We start from the raw sequence: 15948 nt of genomic DNA, 5'->3' as shown, positions 1-15948 counted from the left end.
CGGCGAGCCCGGAATCCATTGTGCCGCGCGTTCTGCCGCCCGATGGATTCCGGGTTCGATGCTGCGCATCGCCCCGGAATGACTCCTGGGGGCCGCGGCGCGAGCGCCAGATGGTAAGGTTTGGCGATTGCCTCCACAATGAGCCCTCAAGCCGAGAAGCCTAATTTTTACGCAATTGCTCGTGTTTGTATGCAATTGCCCGTTGCGGGGCAGAGTGGTCAGATAAGAACAGCCTTCGATATCAACCACTTAGATGAAATTTAATCTCCCGTTAAGCCTTGGCACAAACCTTGCGAATCCAGTTCCAGCCAAAAACCTTTGTGTTGGAGCGATTTCATGAAGCGCCGCGATTTCCTCAAATCCGTTTCCGGGTTGGCCGCTGGCGCGGCGCTTCCGGCCATGCCGTCCGTGATCTCCTCGGCCAAGGCCGATGCCCGCTCGGAGACCTTGCTGATCGTCTCGGAAGGCGGCCCCAACAATCTCGACATCCATGGCATCGGCACCAACGTGCCCGGCTATGAAGTCTCCTGGAATTGCTACGACCGCCTGATCAGCCACGAGATGAAGAGCGGTCCCGGCGGCGTGCCCTATTACGACCGTGACAAGTTCAAGGGCGAGCTCGCCGACGACATGAAGATCGACGACATGTCGGTCACCTTCAAGCTGAAGAAGAACGCCAAATTCCACGACGGCGCGCCTGTTACCGCGAAAGACGTGAAATGGTCGCTCGACCGCGCCGTCAGCGTCGGCGGCTTCCCGACCTTCCAGATGAGCGCGGGTTCGCTCACCAAGGCCGAGCAATTCGTCGTGGTCGACGATCACACTGTGCGCGTCGACTTCCTGAAGAAGGACAAGCTGACGATCCCCGATCTCGCCGTGATCGTGCCCTGCATCGTCAATTCCGAGCTGGTGAAGAAGCACGCCAGCGAGAAGGATCCCTGGGGCCTCGAATACACCAAGCAGCAGACGGCGGGCTCCGGCGCCTACAAGGTCACGAAGTGGACCGCCGGCACCGAAGTGATCATGGAGCGCAATGAGGATTGGGTCGGCGGTCCGCTTCCCAAGATCAAGCGCGTGATTTGGCGCATGGTGCCGCAGGCCGGCAACCGCCGTGCGCTGCTCGAGCGCGGCGATGCCGACATCTCCTATGAGCTGCCGTTCAAGGATTTCCAGGAGATGAAGGCGAACGGCAAGCTCAACGTGGTGTCGCTGCCGTTCTCCAACGGCATCCAGTATATCGGCATGAACGTCACCAAGCCGCCGTTCGACAATCCGAAAGTGCGGCAGGCCATCGCCTATGCGTTGCCGTACCAGAAGATCATGGACGCCGTGCTGTTCGGTCTCGGCAATCCCATGTTCGGCGCAAAGGACAAGGCCACCGAAGTCGCCTGGCCGCAGCCGCACAAGTACAACACCGACATGGAGAAGGCGAAGGCCCTGCTGGCTGAAGCCGGTTACGCCAACGGCTTCGAGACCACGATCTCGTTCGATCTCAACTTCGCCGGCGTCAACGAGCCGCTCTGCGTCCTCGTGCAGGAGAGCCTCGCCCAGCTCGGCATCAAGACCACCATCAACAAGGTGCCCGGCGCCAACTGGCGCACCGAGCTTAACAAAAAGGAGATGCCGCTCTTCACCAACGTCTTCTCGGGCTGGCTCGATTACCCCGAGTACTTCTTCTACTGGTGCTATCACGGCAACAATTCCGTCTTCAACACCATGAGCTACAAGTCGGCGGCGATGGACAAGTTCATCGACGGTGCGCGCACGGCGGCCGCCACCGGCGATAAGGCCGCTTACGATGCCGATGTGAAGGGTTTCGTCGATCTCGCCTTCGCCGACGTCCCGCGCATCCCGCTCTACCAGCCCTTCGTCAACGTCGCGATGCAGAAGAACGTCAGCGGCTACCAGTACTGGTTCCACCGGCGGCTGGATTATCGCGCGATGGCGAAGGGGTGAGGAAAGCGAATAGGGAGTGGCGAATAGCGAGTAGGGGGACGTGATGGTCGACAGGAGCGAATATCCATTCGCCACTCGCTATTCGCCATTCGCGCGAGCGGAGCGAGCACCATGCTGACCATGATCGGCAAGCGCCTGATGTTCGCGATTCCCTCGCTGATCGGCGTCGTCATCGTCACCTTCCTGCTGACGCGCGCGCTGCCGGGCGATCCCGCGGCTTACTTCGCCGGCCCCGCCGCGACCAAGGAAGCCGTCGAGCAGATCCGCAAGAAGCTCGGCTTGGACAAGCCGCTGATCGAACAGTTCTTCCGCTATGCCAACGATCTCGCGCATGGCGATTTCGGCAACTCGCTGACGACGGGCCAGCCGGTCGCCACCGAGATTCGTAACCGCCTGCCGGCGTCAGCCGAGCTGACGCTGCTCGGCCTCTTCGTGTCCATTGCGATCGCCATTCCGCTCGGCGTGCTCGCGGCAACGCGGCCGGGATCGTGGATCGATCATCTCTGTCGGATCACGACCACGGCCGGCGTGTCGCTGCCGGTGTTCTTCACCGGCCTCGTGCTGGTCTATGTCTTCTATTTCCGGCTGGGCTGGTCGCCGGCGCCGCTCGGCCGTCTCGATGTGTTCTACAGCGCGCCGCCGACGGTGACAGGCTTCTATCTGATCGACACTTTGATCGCGCGCGATGTCGAGGCGTTCCGCTCGGCGTTGAGCCAACTCATCCTTCCCGCAACGACGCTCGCGATCTTTTCGCTGGCGCCGATCGCACGCATGACGCGCGCGTCCATGCTCGCGGTGCTCGCATCCGAATTCGTCCGCACCGCGCGCGCCAGCGGCCTGTCGCCGGCGACGGTGATCGTCACCTACGCGTTCCGCAACGCGATGCTGCCGGTCATCACCACGCTCAGCATGGTGTTCTCGTTCCTGCTGGGGGCCAACGTGCTGGTCGAGAAAGTGTTCGCATGGCCGGGCATCGGCTCCTACGCGGTGGAAGCGCTGATCTCCTCCGACTTCGCGCCGGTGCAGGGCTTCGTGCTGACCATGGCGGTGATGTACGTGCTGCTCAATCTGATCATCGACATTTTGTACGGCGTGATCGATCCGCGCGTCAGGCTGGAGGGCTAGGTTATGAGCTCCGTTGCGCCTGCTGTTGAACCTGTTGGCCCCGCCCGCACATCAGGCCTCGTCGCGGTGCTCGAGCAGACCCGCTACGTCCTCGGCGAGAACAAGGTCACGGGCTTTGCCTTTGCGCTGCTCCTGATCATCGTGTTCGCCGCGCTGTTCGGCCCTTACGTGGTGCCGTACGACCCGCTCGCCTCGGATACGGCCGCCGCGCTGAAGCCGCCGTCGGCGGCGCACTGGTTCGGCACCGACCAGCTTGGGCGCGACATCTTCAGCCGCGTCATCGTCGCCACGCGCCTCGACTTCTTCATCGCGATCGCCTCGGTCGCGCTGGTGTTCCTGATGGGCGGCCTTGCCGGCATCGCGGCCGGCTATTTCGGCGGCTGGACCGACCGCATCGTCGGCCGCATCGCCGATACCATCATGGCCTTCCCGCTGTTCGTGCTCGCGATGGGCATCGTCGCCGCGCTCGGCAACACCGTGCAGAACATCATCCTGGCCACCGCGATCGTGAACTTCCCGCTCTATGCCCGCGTCGCGCGCGCGGAAGCCAATGTCCGCCGCAATGCCGGCTTCGTGCAGGCCGCGCGTCTGTCAGGCAACGGCGAGTTCCGCATCCTCCTGGTGCACATCCTGCCGAACATCATGCCGATCATGATCGTGCAGATGTCCCTGACCATGGGCTACGCCATCCTCAACGCGGCCGGCCTCTCCTTCATCGGCCTCGGCGTCCGTCCGCCGACCGCCGAATGGGGCATCATGGTCGCCGAAGGCGCGGGCTTCATGGTGTCGGGCGAATGGTGGATCGCGCTCTTCCCAGGCCTTGCCCTGATGATCGCCGTGTTCTGCTTCAACCTGCTCGGCGATGGCCTCCGCGACATCGTCGATCCCCAGCGGAGGACGTGATGGCAGACGTACGTCAGAAATTCTCCAATGATTTCAGTCGCCATTCTACTGTGCATGGGGTTGTTTTCGACCGTTTGAGTGACGGGAGCCGTCCATGACGGCCCAGCCCCTGCTCGACGTCCAGGACCTCACGGTCGAATTCACCACCCGACGCGGCATCGTCAAGGCGGTGCAGCACGTCAACATCTCCGTCGCCAGGGGCGAGACGCTCGCCATCGTCGGCGAATCCGGCTCCGGCAAGTCGGTGACCTCCTACGCGGTGATGCGCATCCTCGACCGCGCCGGCAAGATCGCCGAGGGCTCGGTGATGTTCTCCGGCATCGACGTCAAGGCGGCGACAGAAGACCAGATGCGGGACTTGCGCGGCCGCGAAGTCTCGATGATCTTCCAGAACCCGCGCGCCGCTCTGAACCCGATCCGGAAAGTGGGCGATCAGATCGAGGACGTGCTGCGCACCCATGTGCAGCAGGCCCAGGTCGCAGATCACGGCGAGAAGGCGATCGAGGCGCTCGAGCAGGTCAAGATCGCCCGCCCGCGCGAGCGCTATCACGCCTATCCGTTCGAGCTGTCGGGCGGCATGTGCCAGCGCGTCGTCATCGCGCTCGCGCTGGCCTGCAATCCGCAGCTGCTCATCGCCGACGAGCCGACGACCGGATTGGATGTCACCACGCAGAAGGCGGTGATGGACCTGATCGTCGAGCTGACGAAACGCCGCGCGATGTCGACCATCCTGATCACGCACGATCTTGGCCTCGCTGCCGCCTATTGCGACCGCGTCGTCGTCATGGAGAAGGGCCGCGTCGTCGAGACCGCCACCGCCGCCGACATTTTTGCCAACCCTCAGCACCCCTACACCAAGAAGCTGATGCGCGCGACGCCGCGGCTCGGGGTGAGCTTGCGCGATCTGCTGCCGGAAGAGGAGACTCTTGCCTCTCCCCGCGTGCGGGGAGAGGCCGACGCACGAAGTGCGGCGGGTGAGGGGGACTCTCCACGAGTCGAGTTCGCAGAGGCAGCCCCTCACCCCAACCCTCTCCCCGTGAAGGACGGGGAGAGGGAGCAGAGCGGTGCAAGCGGTGAGAGGGAGAAGACGCTCCTCCTCCGCGTTGAAAAGCTCGTCAAGGAATATCCCCGCCAGGGCGCGACCGCCGTGCTCGGCAAGCTGTTCGGCCGCAAGCCGCCGGTCGAGCCGGACGTGTTCCGCGCCGTCGACGGCATCAGCTTCGTGATCGGTCATGGCGAGAGCGTCGGTCTGGTCGGCGAATCCGGCTGCGGCAAATCGACCACGTCGATGATGGTGATGCGTCTGCTCGACCAGACCTCCGGCCTGATCCAGTTCGACGGCGAGGACATCGGCGGCATTCAGCCTGCCGCCTTCGCCCGGCTGCCGCAGCGTAGCCGCATCCAGATGGTGTTCCAGGACCCGACCGACAGCCTCAACCCGCGCTTCACCGCCGCGCGCGCGATCGCCGACCCGATCATGCAGCTTGGCGATATCAAGGGCCGCGACGCGCTCCGCGCCCGCTGCGAGGAACTCGCCACCATGGTCGGCCTGCCGCACAATCTGCTCGACCGCTTCCCGCACCAATTGTCCGGCGGCCAGAAGGCCCGCGTCGGTATCGCCCGGGCGATCGCGCTGCATCCCAAGCTCGTCATCCTGGACGAGCCGACCGCGGCGCTGGACGTCTCCGTGCAGGCTGTCGTCCTCAACCTGCTGCAGGACCTCAAGGCGCGGCTAGGTATGAGTTATCTGTTCGTCTCGCATGATTTGAACGTGGTGCGCTTGTTGTGCGATCGTGTCATTGTGATGCGGACCGGACGGATCGTCGAGGAGGGCTCTTCCGAGCAGGTTCTCGGCGATCCCAAGGACGACTACACCAAGGAGCTGCTGACGGCGATCCCGCATCCGCCGTTGCCGACACACTAAGACTGCACTGATTGCTTGAGAGCGTGATGGCCGAACCCCTGGACGATTATATCGACGCCGTGTCGAAGGCGCTGGCGCTGCCGATCGAGGAGGCCTGGCGGCCTGCCGTTCGCGCCAACCTCGAGGTCTCGCTGCGGCTTGGCCGTCTGGTCGACGAATTCGCGCTGCCGGACGAAACCGAGCCGGCGCCGATCTTCACGGCCTGACGCCATGTCCGCCAAGCCAGAGATGACGGCCTCCGAGATCGCAAGTGCGGTTGCGGGGCGCAAGATGTCCGCGCTCGATGCCACCGAAGCCGCGCTCGCGCGCATCGAGCGGCATGACGGCATCCTCAATTCCTTCACCGACGTCACCGCCGAACGCGCCCGCGCCAAAGCGCGCGCGATCGATGCCGACATCGCCGCGGGCAGGAATGTCGGTCCGCTCGCCGGCGTCCCCTTCGCCGTCAAGAACCTGTTCGATGTGGCGGGCCTTTCAACGCGCGCCGGCTCGAAGATCAACCGCGACCTCGCGCCCGCCAGGCGCGATGCGACCTTGATCGAGCGGATGGAGGCGGCCGGCGCCGTTCTCGTCGGTGCGCTCAACATGGGCGAATACGCCTACGATTTCACGGGCGAGAACATCCACGACGGTCCCTCGCGCAATCCGCACGACACCACGCGGATGAGCGGCGGCTCCTCCGGCGGCTCGGGCAGCGCCGTCGGCGGCGCGCTGGTGCCGATCGCGCTCGGCTCCGACACCAACGGCTCGATCCGCGTGCCGTCGTCCTTCTGCGGCATCTTCGGCCTGAAGCCGACCTATGGCCGGCTGTCACGTGCGCGCTCCTTCCCGTTCGTGGCGAGCCTCGATCATCTCGGCCCGTTCGCGCGCTCCGTCGCCGATCTCGCGCTCGCCTATGACGCGATGCAGGGTCCGGATGCCGACGACGGCGCCTGCACCACGCGCGGGTTGGAGCCCGTCACGCCGCGGCTCGATGAGTCCATCTCCGGCCTGCGCGTTGCGATCGCCGGCGGACACTTCCAGAAGAACGTGTTTCCGGAAGCGGTCGAAGCCGTCAGCCGCGTCGCCCAGGCGCTGGGCGCGACGCAAGTGGTGGATGTTCCCGAAGCATCGCGCGCCCGTGCGGCGGCTTACGTCATCACCACAACCGAAGGCGCTTCGCTCCATCTCGATCGCCTGCGCAAGCGCCCTGGCGATTTCGACCCGGCGGTGCGCGACCGGCTGATCGCGGGCGCCATGGTCCCGGCTGCGCTGGTCGATCGTGCCCAGAAATTCCGTCGCTGGTATCGCGCGCAACTCACCGAGATCTTCAAATCGGTCGACGTGCTGCTGGCGCCGGCGACGCCCTGCACCGCGCCGAAGCTCGGCCAGGTCAATTTCAATCTCGACGGCGTCGATTTGCCGGTGCGCGCCAATATCGGAATCCACACCCAGCCGATCTCCTTCATCGGCCTGCCGGTGGTCGCGGTCCCCGTGCCGCTCGAGCCGCTGCCGATCGGCGTGCAGATCATTTGTGCGCCCTGGCGCGAGGACATCGCGCTGCGCGTCGCGCACGCATTGGAGAAGGTGGGCGTCGTCGCTGCGCCCGCGCCGAGAGGGTTCTAAGATGCAGATCGATCTCCCCGAGGTGATCGCGGAAGTCAAAGCCGCGTTCGAGCGCTATGAGCAAGCCCTCGTCAGCAACGACGTCGCCGTGCTCGGCGAGCTCTTCCGCAACGATCCGCGCACCTTGCGCTACGGCATCGGCGAGAACCTCTATGGCTACGAGGCAATCTCCGGTTTCCGCGCCGGCCGTTCGCCGGTCGGGCTGAACCGCCGCACCGCCAAAACCGTGATCACCAGCTATGGCCGCGACACGGCCGTGGCGTCCACCTTGTTCTATCGCGATACGGCTCCCGGCATGGTCGGCCGGCAGATGCAGACGTGGATACGTTTCCCGGAGGGCTGGCGCGTCGTCGCCGCTCATGTCAGCATCATCGACGAGCCGAAAGAGACCGTATGACGCTTGATGATCTTCCGCAGGGCGCATTGCCGGCCGAGCCGGTGGTGCCGCGCGTCGACCGTGCATCGCCGTCGCTGCTGAAGGTCACGCGCGCCGAGGAGCTGCGGCTGCAGCTTGCCGACGAGATCGTGCGGGGAACGCTGGCGCCGGGCTCGCCGCTGGACGAGACCGACATCGCGCGGCGCTTCAACGTCTCGCGCACGCCGGTGCGCGAGGCGCTGCGCCAGCTGGTGGCGAGCGGCCTTGTCGAGGCGCGGCCGCATCGCGGCGCCGTGGTGGCGCGGCCATCCGTCGAGCGGCTGAAAGGCATGTTCGAGGCGATGGCGGAGCTCGAGGCCTTGTGCGCCGGTCTTGCCGCCGAACGCATGTCGGCGGCGGAGCGTCACGGCCTGGAGGCCGTCCACGAGGAGCTGCGGGTGCTGAGCTACACCGGCAATCCCGAGCGCTTCCACGAGGTCAACGAGCGCTTCCACAACGCGCTCTATGCCGGCTCGCAGAACGGCTACATCGCCGAGATCACGCTCGCGACCCGCGTCCGCGTGCAGCCGTTCCGCCGCGCCCAGTTTCGCAATCTCGGCCGTCTCGCCAAGTCGCAGGCCGAGCACGACCGCGTCGTCGTCGCCATCATGCGCGGCGACAAGCAGGGTGCCGCCGCCGCCATGCGTGCGCATATCGAGCTGGTGCGCGGGGAGTATGAGATCTACGCGGTGTCGGTGTGAGTTGCGTGTTCACCACGAGGTGAAGGAGAGGCGTCGGTTCTCAGGAACCCGGCTTTGCACCGATCGTTTCCTCCCATCGATCCGATAAGGAGAAAACACCATGGCCTCCTCCGAGAAAGATCCGCGCCATCACACCCAGAAGATGAAGCAGCGTCTACAGGAGACGGTGACGCATCTGCGCGAAGACATCCGCAAGGTCGACGAGCCCCAGCTCACCGCGATGTTCGAAACGTCCGCAGAGGTGCTGTCCGGCCTCGTCAAGGCGTTCGACGATTACGAGAAGAAGAACGAAGCCGCCTGGCGCAAGCCGGTGTAAGGCCGCGGTCGCTGTCTACGCCGTCGTAGCTTCAGCCATAAACTTCCGCCAGCCGCCATATGCCGTGATGTCCCGCGCATCGCCCAGCACTTCCGGCTCGACGAGGAATCCCTTCACGCTGCGTCCGTCGGCGAGCCTGATTGTGCCGATCGCCATCGGCGCGGGGATCGCGTTGACGAACTTGCCGAAGGCGGACGACGACAACGACCAGATCTCCAGCTCGATGGCAGCGCCTTTGCTGGCCTCAACGCGCAGCATGCCCGGCTTCGGCGGCGTCGTCTTGAGCGCATAGAGCTTGTAGTCGGGCGCGGTCTTCGTCGCCTCGATCAGCTTTCCGTTCAGCGCCGTCAGCTCGCCGTTCAGCGCCATGCCAGTGAGATGCGCGCCGACCACCGCAATCGGGATTGCATCGCCGTTGCTTGCGGGCAGTGGCGCGAGCGGGGCCTGTGCCACACCCTTCGCGCCGACCGTCAGTTTGGTATCGGCATGGAACACCCGGCCGATGCTCGCGAGCAGCGCGTCGCGCCCTGCGGGCGCCAGCAGAGTGATGCCGAACGGAATTCCGTCGCTGCGCATCGCAGCCGGCACAGCGAGACCGCAGAGGTCGAGCAGGTTGACGAAATTGGTGTAGGTGCCGAGCCGGCTGTTGAGCTCGATCGGATTGGCCAGCACCTGCGCGGTCGTATAGGCCGTCGGCGCCGTCGGCAGCACCAGCGCGTCGATGTTGGCGAACGTGCGTTCGGCGATCTTGCGCAGGCCCTGCAGGCGATAGAGCGCCGAGAAGGTTTCCGCCGCGGTCAGCCGCGCGCCGGCCGCGGTGATCTCCCGCGTGACGGGGTGGATCGTGTCTGGCGCGGACGCCAGCAGGTTCTTGATCACGAGGTAACGCTCGGCGACCCAGGGGCCCTCATAGAGCAGCCGCGCCGTCTCGTAGAACGGCTCGAGGTCGAACTCGACCAGCTTTGCCCCGAGCGCGGTCCATCGCTTCAGCGCATCATTGTAGGCGGCTTCCGCTTTCTTGTCGCCGAAGAAGATCAGCTGGCCGTTGCGCGGCACACCCAAGCGCAGGTTTGCCGGCATCGGCGTGATCGCGCCGAACGGCCGGTCGCGCGAGAATGGATCGGCCTGGTCGGGGCCGGCCATCACCGACAGCGCGAGTGCGGCATCGTCCACGGTCAGTGCGAACACCGAGATGCAGTCGAGCGTGCGGCAGGCCGGCACCAGGCCTGCGGTCGAGATCATGCCGAGGCTCGGCTTCAGCCCGACGATGTTATTGAGCATCGCCGGCACGCGGCCCGAGCCGGCGGTATCCGTGCCGAGCGACAACGGCACGAGCCCGGCGCCGACCGCAGTGGCCGAGCCCGAGCTCGAGCCGCCGGGAATGAGATCCTCGCGGATCGAATTCCGGGGAATGCCGTAGGGCGAGCGGACGCCGACGAGGCCGGTCGCGAACTGGTCGAGATTGGTCTTGCCGATGATGATCGCCCCCGCTGCGCGCAGGCGCTCGACGGCGGTCGAGTCGTGCGTGGGCGTGTAGGAGAAAGCCGGGCAGGCCGCGGTGGTAGGGAAGCCCAGCGCGTCGATATTGTCCTTCACCGCGACCGGCACGCCGTAAAGCGGCAGGCTGGCAGCATCCGCCCGGGCCGCGAGCTTCTCTGCTTCCGCGATCGCGTCCTTCTCGTCGCGCAGGCTGATGAACACGGCAGGATCGTCGTGATCGCGGATGCGCTGATAGGTCCGCGCGACCGTCTGCGCCGGCGTCAGCGTCCCCGCGCGGTGCGCGGCCACAATCGCGGCGATCGTTTCAGGCTGCTCGGCCCCCATGGCGGCAAAACTCCGGCAATTCGTCTTCGCCCGGAGTTAAGCAAGCGATGTGCCATTGTGTACAGAATCCGGGCAGGATGATCGTGCCGGATCTTATCGTGCGATCAGTGGCTTGGGGGACATTTCGGCTGGCGCCCGGCCGGTCGCCTCAGTGACCTATCTGCCCAAATCATAGGCAGTCGGGATCAGGTGAAGCCGGAGAGGATCCGGAGGAGCTGTGCCCGGTTCTCCTTGCCGATCTTCGCCTCGACGTGCCGCTCGTGCTCGGCCGCGAGCCGCTTGAACTTCTCAAGCGCCGTCTCGCCCTGCGCGGTGAGGTGCAGCGCATGCGAGCGCCGGTCCTGCTTCGACTTGATCCGCTTCACCAGCTTGCGCTGCTCGAGGCTGTCGAGCAGGTGCACCAGCCGGGCGCGCTCGATGCCGAGGCGTTTGGCCACCGCCATCTGCGACAGGCCCGGATTGGCGCCGATCACGGTCAGCACCGAATATTGCGTCGGCCTGATGTCGACCTCGCCGAGCGTCTTGATGAAGTCCTGAAAGATCCAGATCTGGAAGCGCCGTATCGCATAGCCGGCGTGGCCGACCAGCGCGTCGAGGCCAACGTCGTCGGTGCCATCGCGTGGTGCTGCGCCGTTGCCGGCGCGCTTGCGTGGGGCGTGGCGGCCGTCCGCCCGGGATGCTGTGGCTGTCACGTCGTCTCTCCTGTCGCGCAACCCTAGCGCCCCTGGGTTCGAAGCGAAAGATTGTTGTTGACGACAACAATTGGCGTGCCCAACATTATAGGCCAAAGCAGCCCGGAACGAGGCCGCGGTCGATCCTGTAACCGGGATGGAGGAGGAAACACATGACAGTCGCCTCACATGGTGACGTTGCAGGCCTGTTCGCAACGCCAAGGACCGTCGCAGAGCATCGGCCCGACGGCAGCATCGTTCTGCGCTCGCCCGAGCCTCTCGGCGAGACTGCGCGCTGCACCGGCGATTGGCTGGAGCAATGGGCGCAGCAAAGGCCGGATGCGATCTTCCTCGCCGAGCGCGGCAATGTCGAAATGCCCTGGACCACCGTCACCTATGCGCAGGCGCTTCGCAAGGTGCGCGCCGCCGCGTCCTGGGTCCTGGCACAAGGGCTCAGCGCGGACCGCCCCGTCGCGATCCTCTCGGACAACAGCATCGATCATGCGCTGCTCGCGCTCGCCGCCCAGCATGTCGGCGTCCCCTCGGCGGCGATCTCGCCGGCCTATTCGCTGATGTCGAAAGATTTCGACAAGCTCAAGAGCATGATTGCGCTGCTCGATCCGGGCGCGATCTACGTCTCTGCGCTCCAGCCGTTCGCGCCAGCGCTGGCCGCCATCAAGCCGTTGCACAGCGCACACGTCATCAGCGGCAATGCCGATGACGTCGACGCGCTCGCGTTCCACGCCATTGCGGCAACGCCCGAGACGCCTGACGTCGCAAGAGCCTTCGCCGCGGTGACGCCTGATACGATCGCAAAATTCCTGTTCACCTCGGGTTCGACCGGCACGCCGAAAGCCGTCATCAACACCCAGCGCATGCTGACGTCGAGCCAGCAGGCCAAGGCGCAGACCTGGACCTTCCTCGAACGGAGCCGCGATCTCGTCATTCTCGATTGGCTGCCCTGGAGCCACACCTTCGGCGCCAACCACAATTTCAACCTCGTGCTGCGCAACGGCGGCGCGCTCTACATCGATGGCGGCAAGCCCGCGCCCGGTCTGTTCGCGACCTCGCTCGCCAACCTCAGAAGCGTGATGCCGACGGTCTATTTCAACGTGCCGCGCGGCTTCGACATGCTGATCGCGGCACTGCGCAGCGACGAGGAATTGCGCCGCCGCTTCTTCGGCGAGGTGAAATTCGCCTTCTATGCCGGGGCCGCGCTGCCGCAGAATCTGTGGGATGCTCTCGAAGAGCTCTCGCTCGAGACGGTCGGCCGCAAGCTGCCGATGGTCTCGGCCTGGGGCTCGACGGAAACCTCACCGCTCGCCACCGACTGTCATTTTCTCGCCGAGCGCTCCGGCAACATCGGCGTGCCCATTCCCGGCACCGAGCTGAAGCTCGTCACCTCCGGCGACAAGCTGGAGGTGCGGGTGCGTGGCCCCAACGTCACGCCCGGCTATTGGAAGGCACCCGAGCTGACCAGGCAAGCGTTCGACGAGGAGGGCTTTTACTTGATCGGCGACGCGGTGAAGCTTGCCGATAGCGCGCGCCCCGAGCGCGGCCTGTTCTTCGACGGTCGCGTTGCCGAAGACTTCAAGCTCAATTCCGGCACCTGGGTCAGCGTCGGCGGCTTGCGCGTTGCCGGCATCGCCGCGCTGGCGCCGCTGGCTCAGGACATCGTCGTCGCCGGTCACGGCGGTGACGAGGTGCGTTTCCTGGTGTTCCCGAATATTGCCGCTTGCCGCGCCCATGCCGGTCTGCCCGAAACGGCGGCGGCCAGCGACGTGCTGGCGCACGACAAGGTCCGCAGCGCCATCGCGCAGGGTTTGGCGAAGCTGAAACAGCAGAGCGCCAACTCCTCCGGTCACGCCACCCGCGCGCTGCTGCTCGCCGAGCCACCGTCGGTCGACGGCGGCGAGATCACCGACAAGGGCTACATCAACCAGCGCGCCGTGCTGACGCGCCGCGCCGATGCGGTAGCGCGGCTGAACGATGATGCGTCGGGTGAGTGGATCGGATTGTAAAGGCCGAGTTAGCGACGCCATATTCCGCTGTCATTCCGGGGCGCGCCTCTTGGCGCGAGCCCGGAATCCATTTCACCGTAGGGGTGGTGCACGATGGATTCCGGGTTCGCGCTACGCGCGCCCCGGAATGACGAGTGGGGTACGCCAACAACCCTGTCGCAATATTCTGCTGATTCTTTTGTTGCCTAAGCAACTAATCTGTGCGAACCGTTCCAGACAGAGATGACGGCGGGCGAACCGCCGCGTTCTTTCTGGAGGAAGCAATGCGCGGCAGAAGGGGTGCCGTCGGCAAATGCCGGCGCATGATCGGGAGTGACGGGAGCTTGCGCGCCGCGCGCGACCCGTCAGGTGTCGATGCTGCCGGTCACCGCGCCGAGATTTTCGTGCAGCCGGCGCAAGAGATCGATCAGCACCTCGCGTTCGTCCTTGCTGAGGCAGGACAACAGCCGTCGCTCGCGTTCGAACGCAGCGACGATCACCTTGTCATGGGTGGCGCGGCCCCTTGCCGTCAACGAGATCGAGTGGGTGCGGCCGTCGTTCGGGTCGGTGCGGATCGACACCAGCCCGCGCTTTTCGAGGCCGGCAAGCGTCCGGCTCACCGGCCCCTTGTCGAAGCCGATGACGTGGCAGATGCGCGAGGCCGGGATGCCGGGTTCGATCGCCAACAGCGACATGATCCGCCATTCGGTGACGTTGACACCGAACTCGCGCTGATAGAACGCGGTCGCGCTGTTCGAGAGCTTGTTGGCGATGAAGGTGATGAACGCCGGGACGTAACGGTCGAGATCGAGCGTCGGCCCTGCATCATGGGGCGCGGGCTTGTGGCGGGCTTTAGTCGAGGACGGCGGCATATCGGGTTTCTGACTCGCGGCGGGCCCAAAGACCTAAGGGCATGCGTCGTCCTTTCACAAGATCAAAATGAGGGAGGTCTTCCATGACCGCATCCGGCTGCGCGGGATCGGGTGTCCCGCATCTCGACGTCGACCCCTTCGACATGAGCTTTTTTGCCGACCCCTATCCGGCGCATGAGCTGCTGCGGGAAGCCGGCCCCGTGGTCTATCTCGACAAGTGGAACGTCTATGGCGTGGCGCGCTATGCCGAGGTCCACGCTGTGCTGAACGATCCCGCAACCTTCTGCTCCAGCCGCGGCGTCGGCCTTTCCGACTTCAAGAAGGAGGCGCCGTGGCGACCGCCGAGCCTGATCCTCGAGGCCGATCCGCCGGCGCACACCCGCACCCGCGCCGTCCTGTCAAAAGTGTTGTCGCCGACCGTGATGAAGCAGGTCCGTGACCGCTTTGCCGAGGCGGCCGAGGCGCGTGTCGATGCCCTGCTGCAGATGCGCAGCTTCGATGCGATCGCGGATCTCGCCGAGGCCTATCCTCTGTCGATCTTTCCAGATGCGCTGGGTCTGAAACCGGAAGGGCGCGAGCATCTGATTCCCTACGCAAGCGTGGTATTCAACGCGTTCGGCCCACCCAACCAGTTGCGCCAGCAGGCGATCGAACGATCGGCGCCGCATCAGGCCTATGTCGCCGAGCAGTGCCAGCGCGAGAATCTGGCGCCCGGCGGCTTCGGCGCCTGCATCCATGCACAGGTCGACGAGGGCGCCATCACGCCCACCGAAGCGCCGCTGCTGGTGCGCTCGCTGCTGTCGGCCGGACTCGACACGACGGTCAACGGCATCGGCGCTGCGGTGTATTGCCTCGCGCGCTTTCCCGATCAATGGCAGCGGCTGCGCGACGACCTCACGCTCGCGCGCGGTGCCTTCGAGGAGGCCGTGCGCTTCGAGAGCCCGGTGCAGACCTTCTTCCGCACCACCACCCGTGAGGTCGAGCTCTCCGGTGCGCGAATCGGTGAGGGCGAGAAGGTGCTGATGTTCCTTGCCGCCGCCAACCGCGATCCAAGGCGCTGGGACGACCCCGACCGCTACGACATCACCCGCCGCACCTCCGGCCATGTCGGCTTCGGCTCCGGCATCCACATGTGCGTCGGCCAGCTCGTCGCCCGCTTGGAAGGCGAAGTGATGCTGACCGCGCTGGCCCGGCGCATCGCAAAGCTCGAGATCACGGGCGAGCCGAAGCGCCGTTTCAACAACACGCTGCGCGGGCTCGACAGCCTGCCTGTGACGATCACCCCGGCCTGACGAGGAGCTTGATGCCTGCCATTACCTTCATCCATCCCGACGGCAAGTCCGATCGCGTCGAGACCGCAGGCGGCGAGAGCGCCATGCAGGCCGCGACCCGTCACGGCCTCGACGGCATTCTGGCCGAATGCGGCGGCAACGCGATGTGCGCGACCTGCCATGTCTATGTCGACGAGAGCTGGCTCGCGCGCCTGCCTGCGATGGCCGACGACGAGGATGCGCTGCTCGACGGCACCGCCGCTGAGCGGCGACCGACGAGCCGACTGTCCTGCCAGATCACGATCACGCCCGATCTCGATGGGCTCGTCCTGAAGTTGCCAGAGCGGCAGGTCTGATCTGCCAAG

General features: G+C 65.5%; 15 protein-coding genes. 12 read left to right on the top strand and 3 right to left on the bottom strand.

Going from position 1 to position 15948, the window contains the following annotated elements; translation table 11 throughout:
• Window positions 1-336: 336 nt before the first annotated feature.
• The 9 genes from I6F12_RS26830 (at window position 337) to I6F12_RS26790 (ending at window position 8945) form a co-directional block, all read left to right on the top strand.
• A complete protein-coding gene (locus I6F12_RS26830) occupies window positions 337-1956 on the top strand; it encodes an ABC transporter substrate-binding protein (protein WP_225141183.1) in 1620 nt (539 codons plus the stop codon).
• Between the two features lie 111 nt (window positions 1957-2067).
• The gene (locus tag I6F12_RS26825) at window positions 2068-3081 is read left to right on the top strand and encodes an ABC transporter permease (RefSeq protein ID WP_225134372.1); all 1014 of its coding nucleotides are present in this window, start codon (window positions 2068-2070) and stop codon (window positions 3079-3081) included.
• Window positions 3082-3084: 3 nt separating this feature from the next.
• A complete protein-coding gene (locus I6F12_RS26820) occupies window positions 3085-3984 on the top strand; it encodes an ABC transporter permease (RefSeq protein ID WP_036001868.1) in 900 nt (299 codons plus the stop codon).
• 94 nt (window positions 3985-4078) lie between these two features.
• Entirely contained in the window at window positions 4079-5908 is a 1830-nt protein-coding gene (locus tag I6F12_RS26815) for an ABC transporter ATP-binding protein (protein WP_225157593.1), read from the top strand.
• Between the two features lie 26 nt (window positions 5909-5934).
• On the top strand, window positions 5935-6114 hold the full coding sequence (locus tag I6F12_RS26810; RefSeq protein WP_036001861.1) for a DUF4089 domain-containing protein: 180 nt from the start codon (window positions 5935-5937) through the stop codon (window positions 6112-6114).
• A 4-nt stretch (window positions 6115-6118) separates the two neighbouring features.
• On the top strand, window positions 6119-7513 hold the full coding sequence (locus I6F12_RS26805; protein WP_225157592.1) for an AtzE family amidohydrolase: 1395 nt from the start codon (window positions 6119-6121) through the stop codon (window positions 7511-7513).
• 1 nt (window position 7514) lies between these two features.
• On the top strand, window positions 7515-7910 hold the full coding sequence (hpxZ, locus tag I6F12_RS26800) for an oxalurate catabolism protein HpxZ (RefSeq protein ID WP_225157591.1): 396 nt from the start codon (window positions 7515-7517) through the stop codon (window positions 7908-7910).
• Complete coding sequence (locus I6F12_RS26795; protein WP_225128439.1) at window positions 7907-8629, top strand: GntR family transcriptional regulator; 723 nt, start codon at window positions 7907-7909, stop codon at window positions 8627-8629. Before hpxZ ends, I6F12_RS26795 begins: the two co-directional genes overlap by 4 nt.
• Before the next feature lie 100 nt (window positions 8630-8729).
• The gene (locus I6F12_RS26790) at window positions 8730-8945 is read left to right on the top strand and encodes a hypothetical protein (protein WP_225113424.1); all 216 of its coding nucleotides are present in this window, start codon (window positions 8730-8732) and stop codon (window positions 8943-8945) included.
• Between the two features lie 15 nt (window positions 8946-8960).
• On the opposite strand, the gene atzF is transcribed toward I6F12_RS26790, so the two are convergent.
• Together atzF and I6F12_RS26780 are read right to left on the bottom strand one after the other, a co-directional pair.
• On the bottom strand, window positions 8961-10769 hold the full coding sequence (gene atzF / locus I6F12_RS26785; protein ID WP_225157590.1) for an allophanate hydrolase: 1809 nt from the start codon (window positions 10767-10769) through the stop codon (window positions 8961-8963).
• A 185-nt stretch (window positions 10770-10954) separates the two neighbouring features.
• Window positions 10955-11461, bottom strand: a complete 507-nt coding sequence (locus tag I6F12_RS26780; protein ID WP_225157589.1) for a MarR family winged helix-turn-helix transcriptional regulator — start codon at window positions 11459-11461, stop codon at window positions 10955-10957.
• A 152-nt stretch (window positions 11462-11613) separates the two neighbouring features.
• Here I6F12_RS26780 and I6F12_RS26775 point away from each other — a divergent pair, with 152 nt between their 5' ends.
• Window positions 11614-13461, top strand: a complete 1848-nt coding sequence (locus I6F12_RS26775; RefSeq protein ID WP_225157588.1) for a feruloyl-CoA synthase — start codon at window positions 11614-11616, stop codon at window positions 13459-13461.
• A gap of 344 nt (window positions 13462-13805) precedes the next feature.
• Here the strand turns inward: I6F12_RS26775 and I6F12_RS26770 are convergent, their stop codons facing one another.
• Complete coding sequence (locus tag I6F12_RS26770) at window positions 13806-14312, bottom strand: MarR family transcriptional regulator (RefSeq protein ID WP_225157587.1); 507 nt, start codon at window positions 14310-14312, stop codon at window positions 13806-13808.
• 83 nt (window positions 14313-14395) lie between these two features.
• On the opposite strand from I6F12_RS26770, the gene I6F12_RS26765 reads away from it, so the two are divergent.
• Together I6F12_RS26765 and I6F12_RS26760 are read left to right on the top strand one after the other, a co-directional pair.
• Window positions 14396-15604 carry a cytochrome P450 gene (locus I6F12_RS26765; RefSeq protein WP_225157586.1) on the top strand — a complete coding sequence of 403 codons (1209 nt, stop codon included), beginning with the start codon at window positions 14396-14398 and terminating at the stop codon, window positions 15602-15604.
• Window positions 15605-15615: 11 nt separating this feature from the next.
• A complete protein-coding gene (locus I6F12_RS26760) occupies window positions 15616-15939 on the top strand; it encodes a 2Fe-2S iron-sulfur cluster-binding protein (protein WP_057028474.1) in 324 nt (107 codons plus the stop codon).
• Window positions 15940-15948: the final 9 nt, after the last annotated feature.

The sequence above is a fragment of the Bradyrhizobium sp. IC4059 genome, assembly GCF_020193615.1.
GTDB classification, from domain to species: domain Bacteria; phylum Pseudomonadota; class Alphaproteobacteria; order Rhizobiales; family Xanthobacteraceae; genus Bradyrhizobium; species Bradyrhizobium yuanmingense.
The sequence above is the reverse complement of the archived record's forward strand: the minus strand, read 5'-3'. Positions and strand labels throughout refer to the sequence as shown.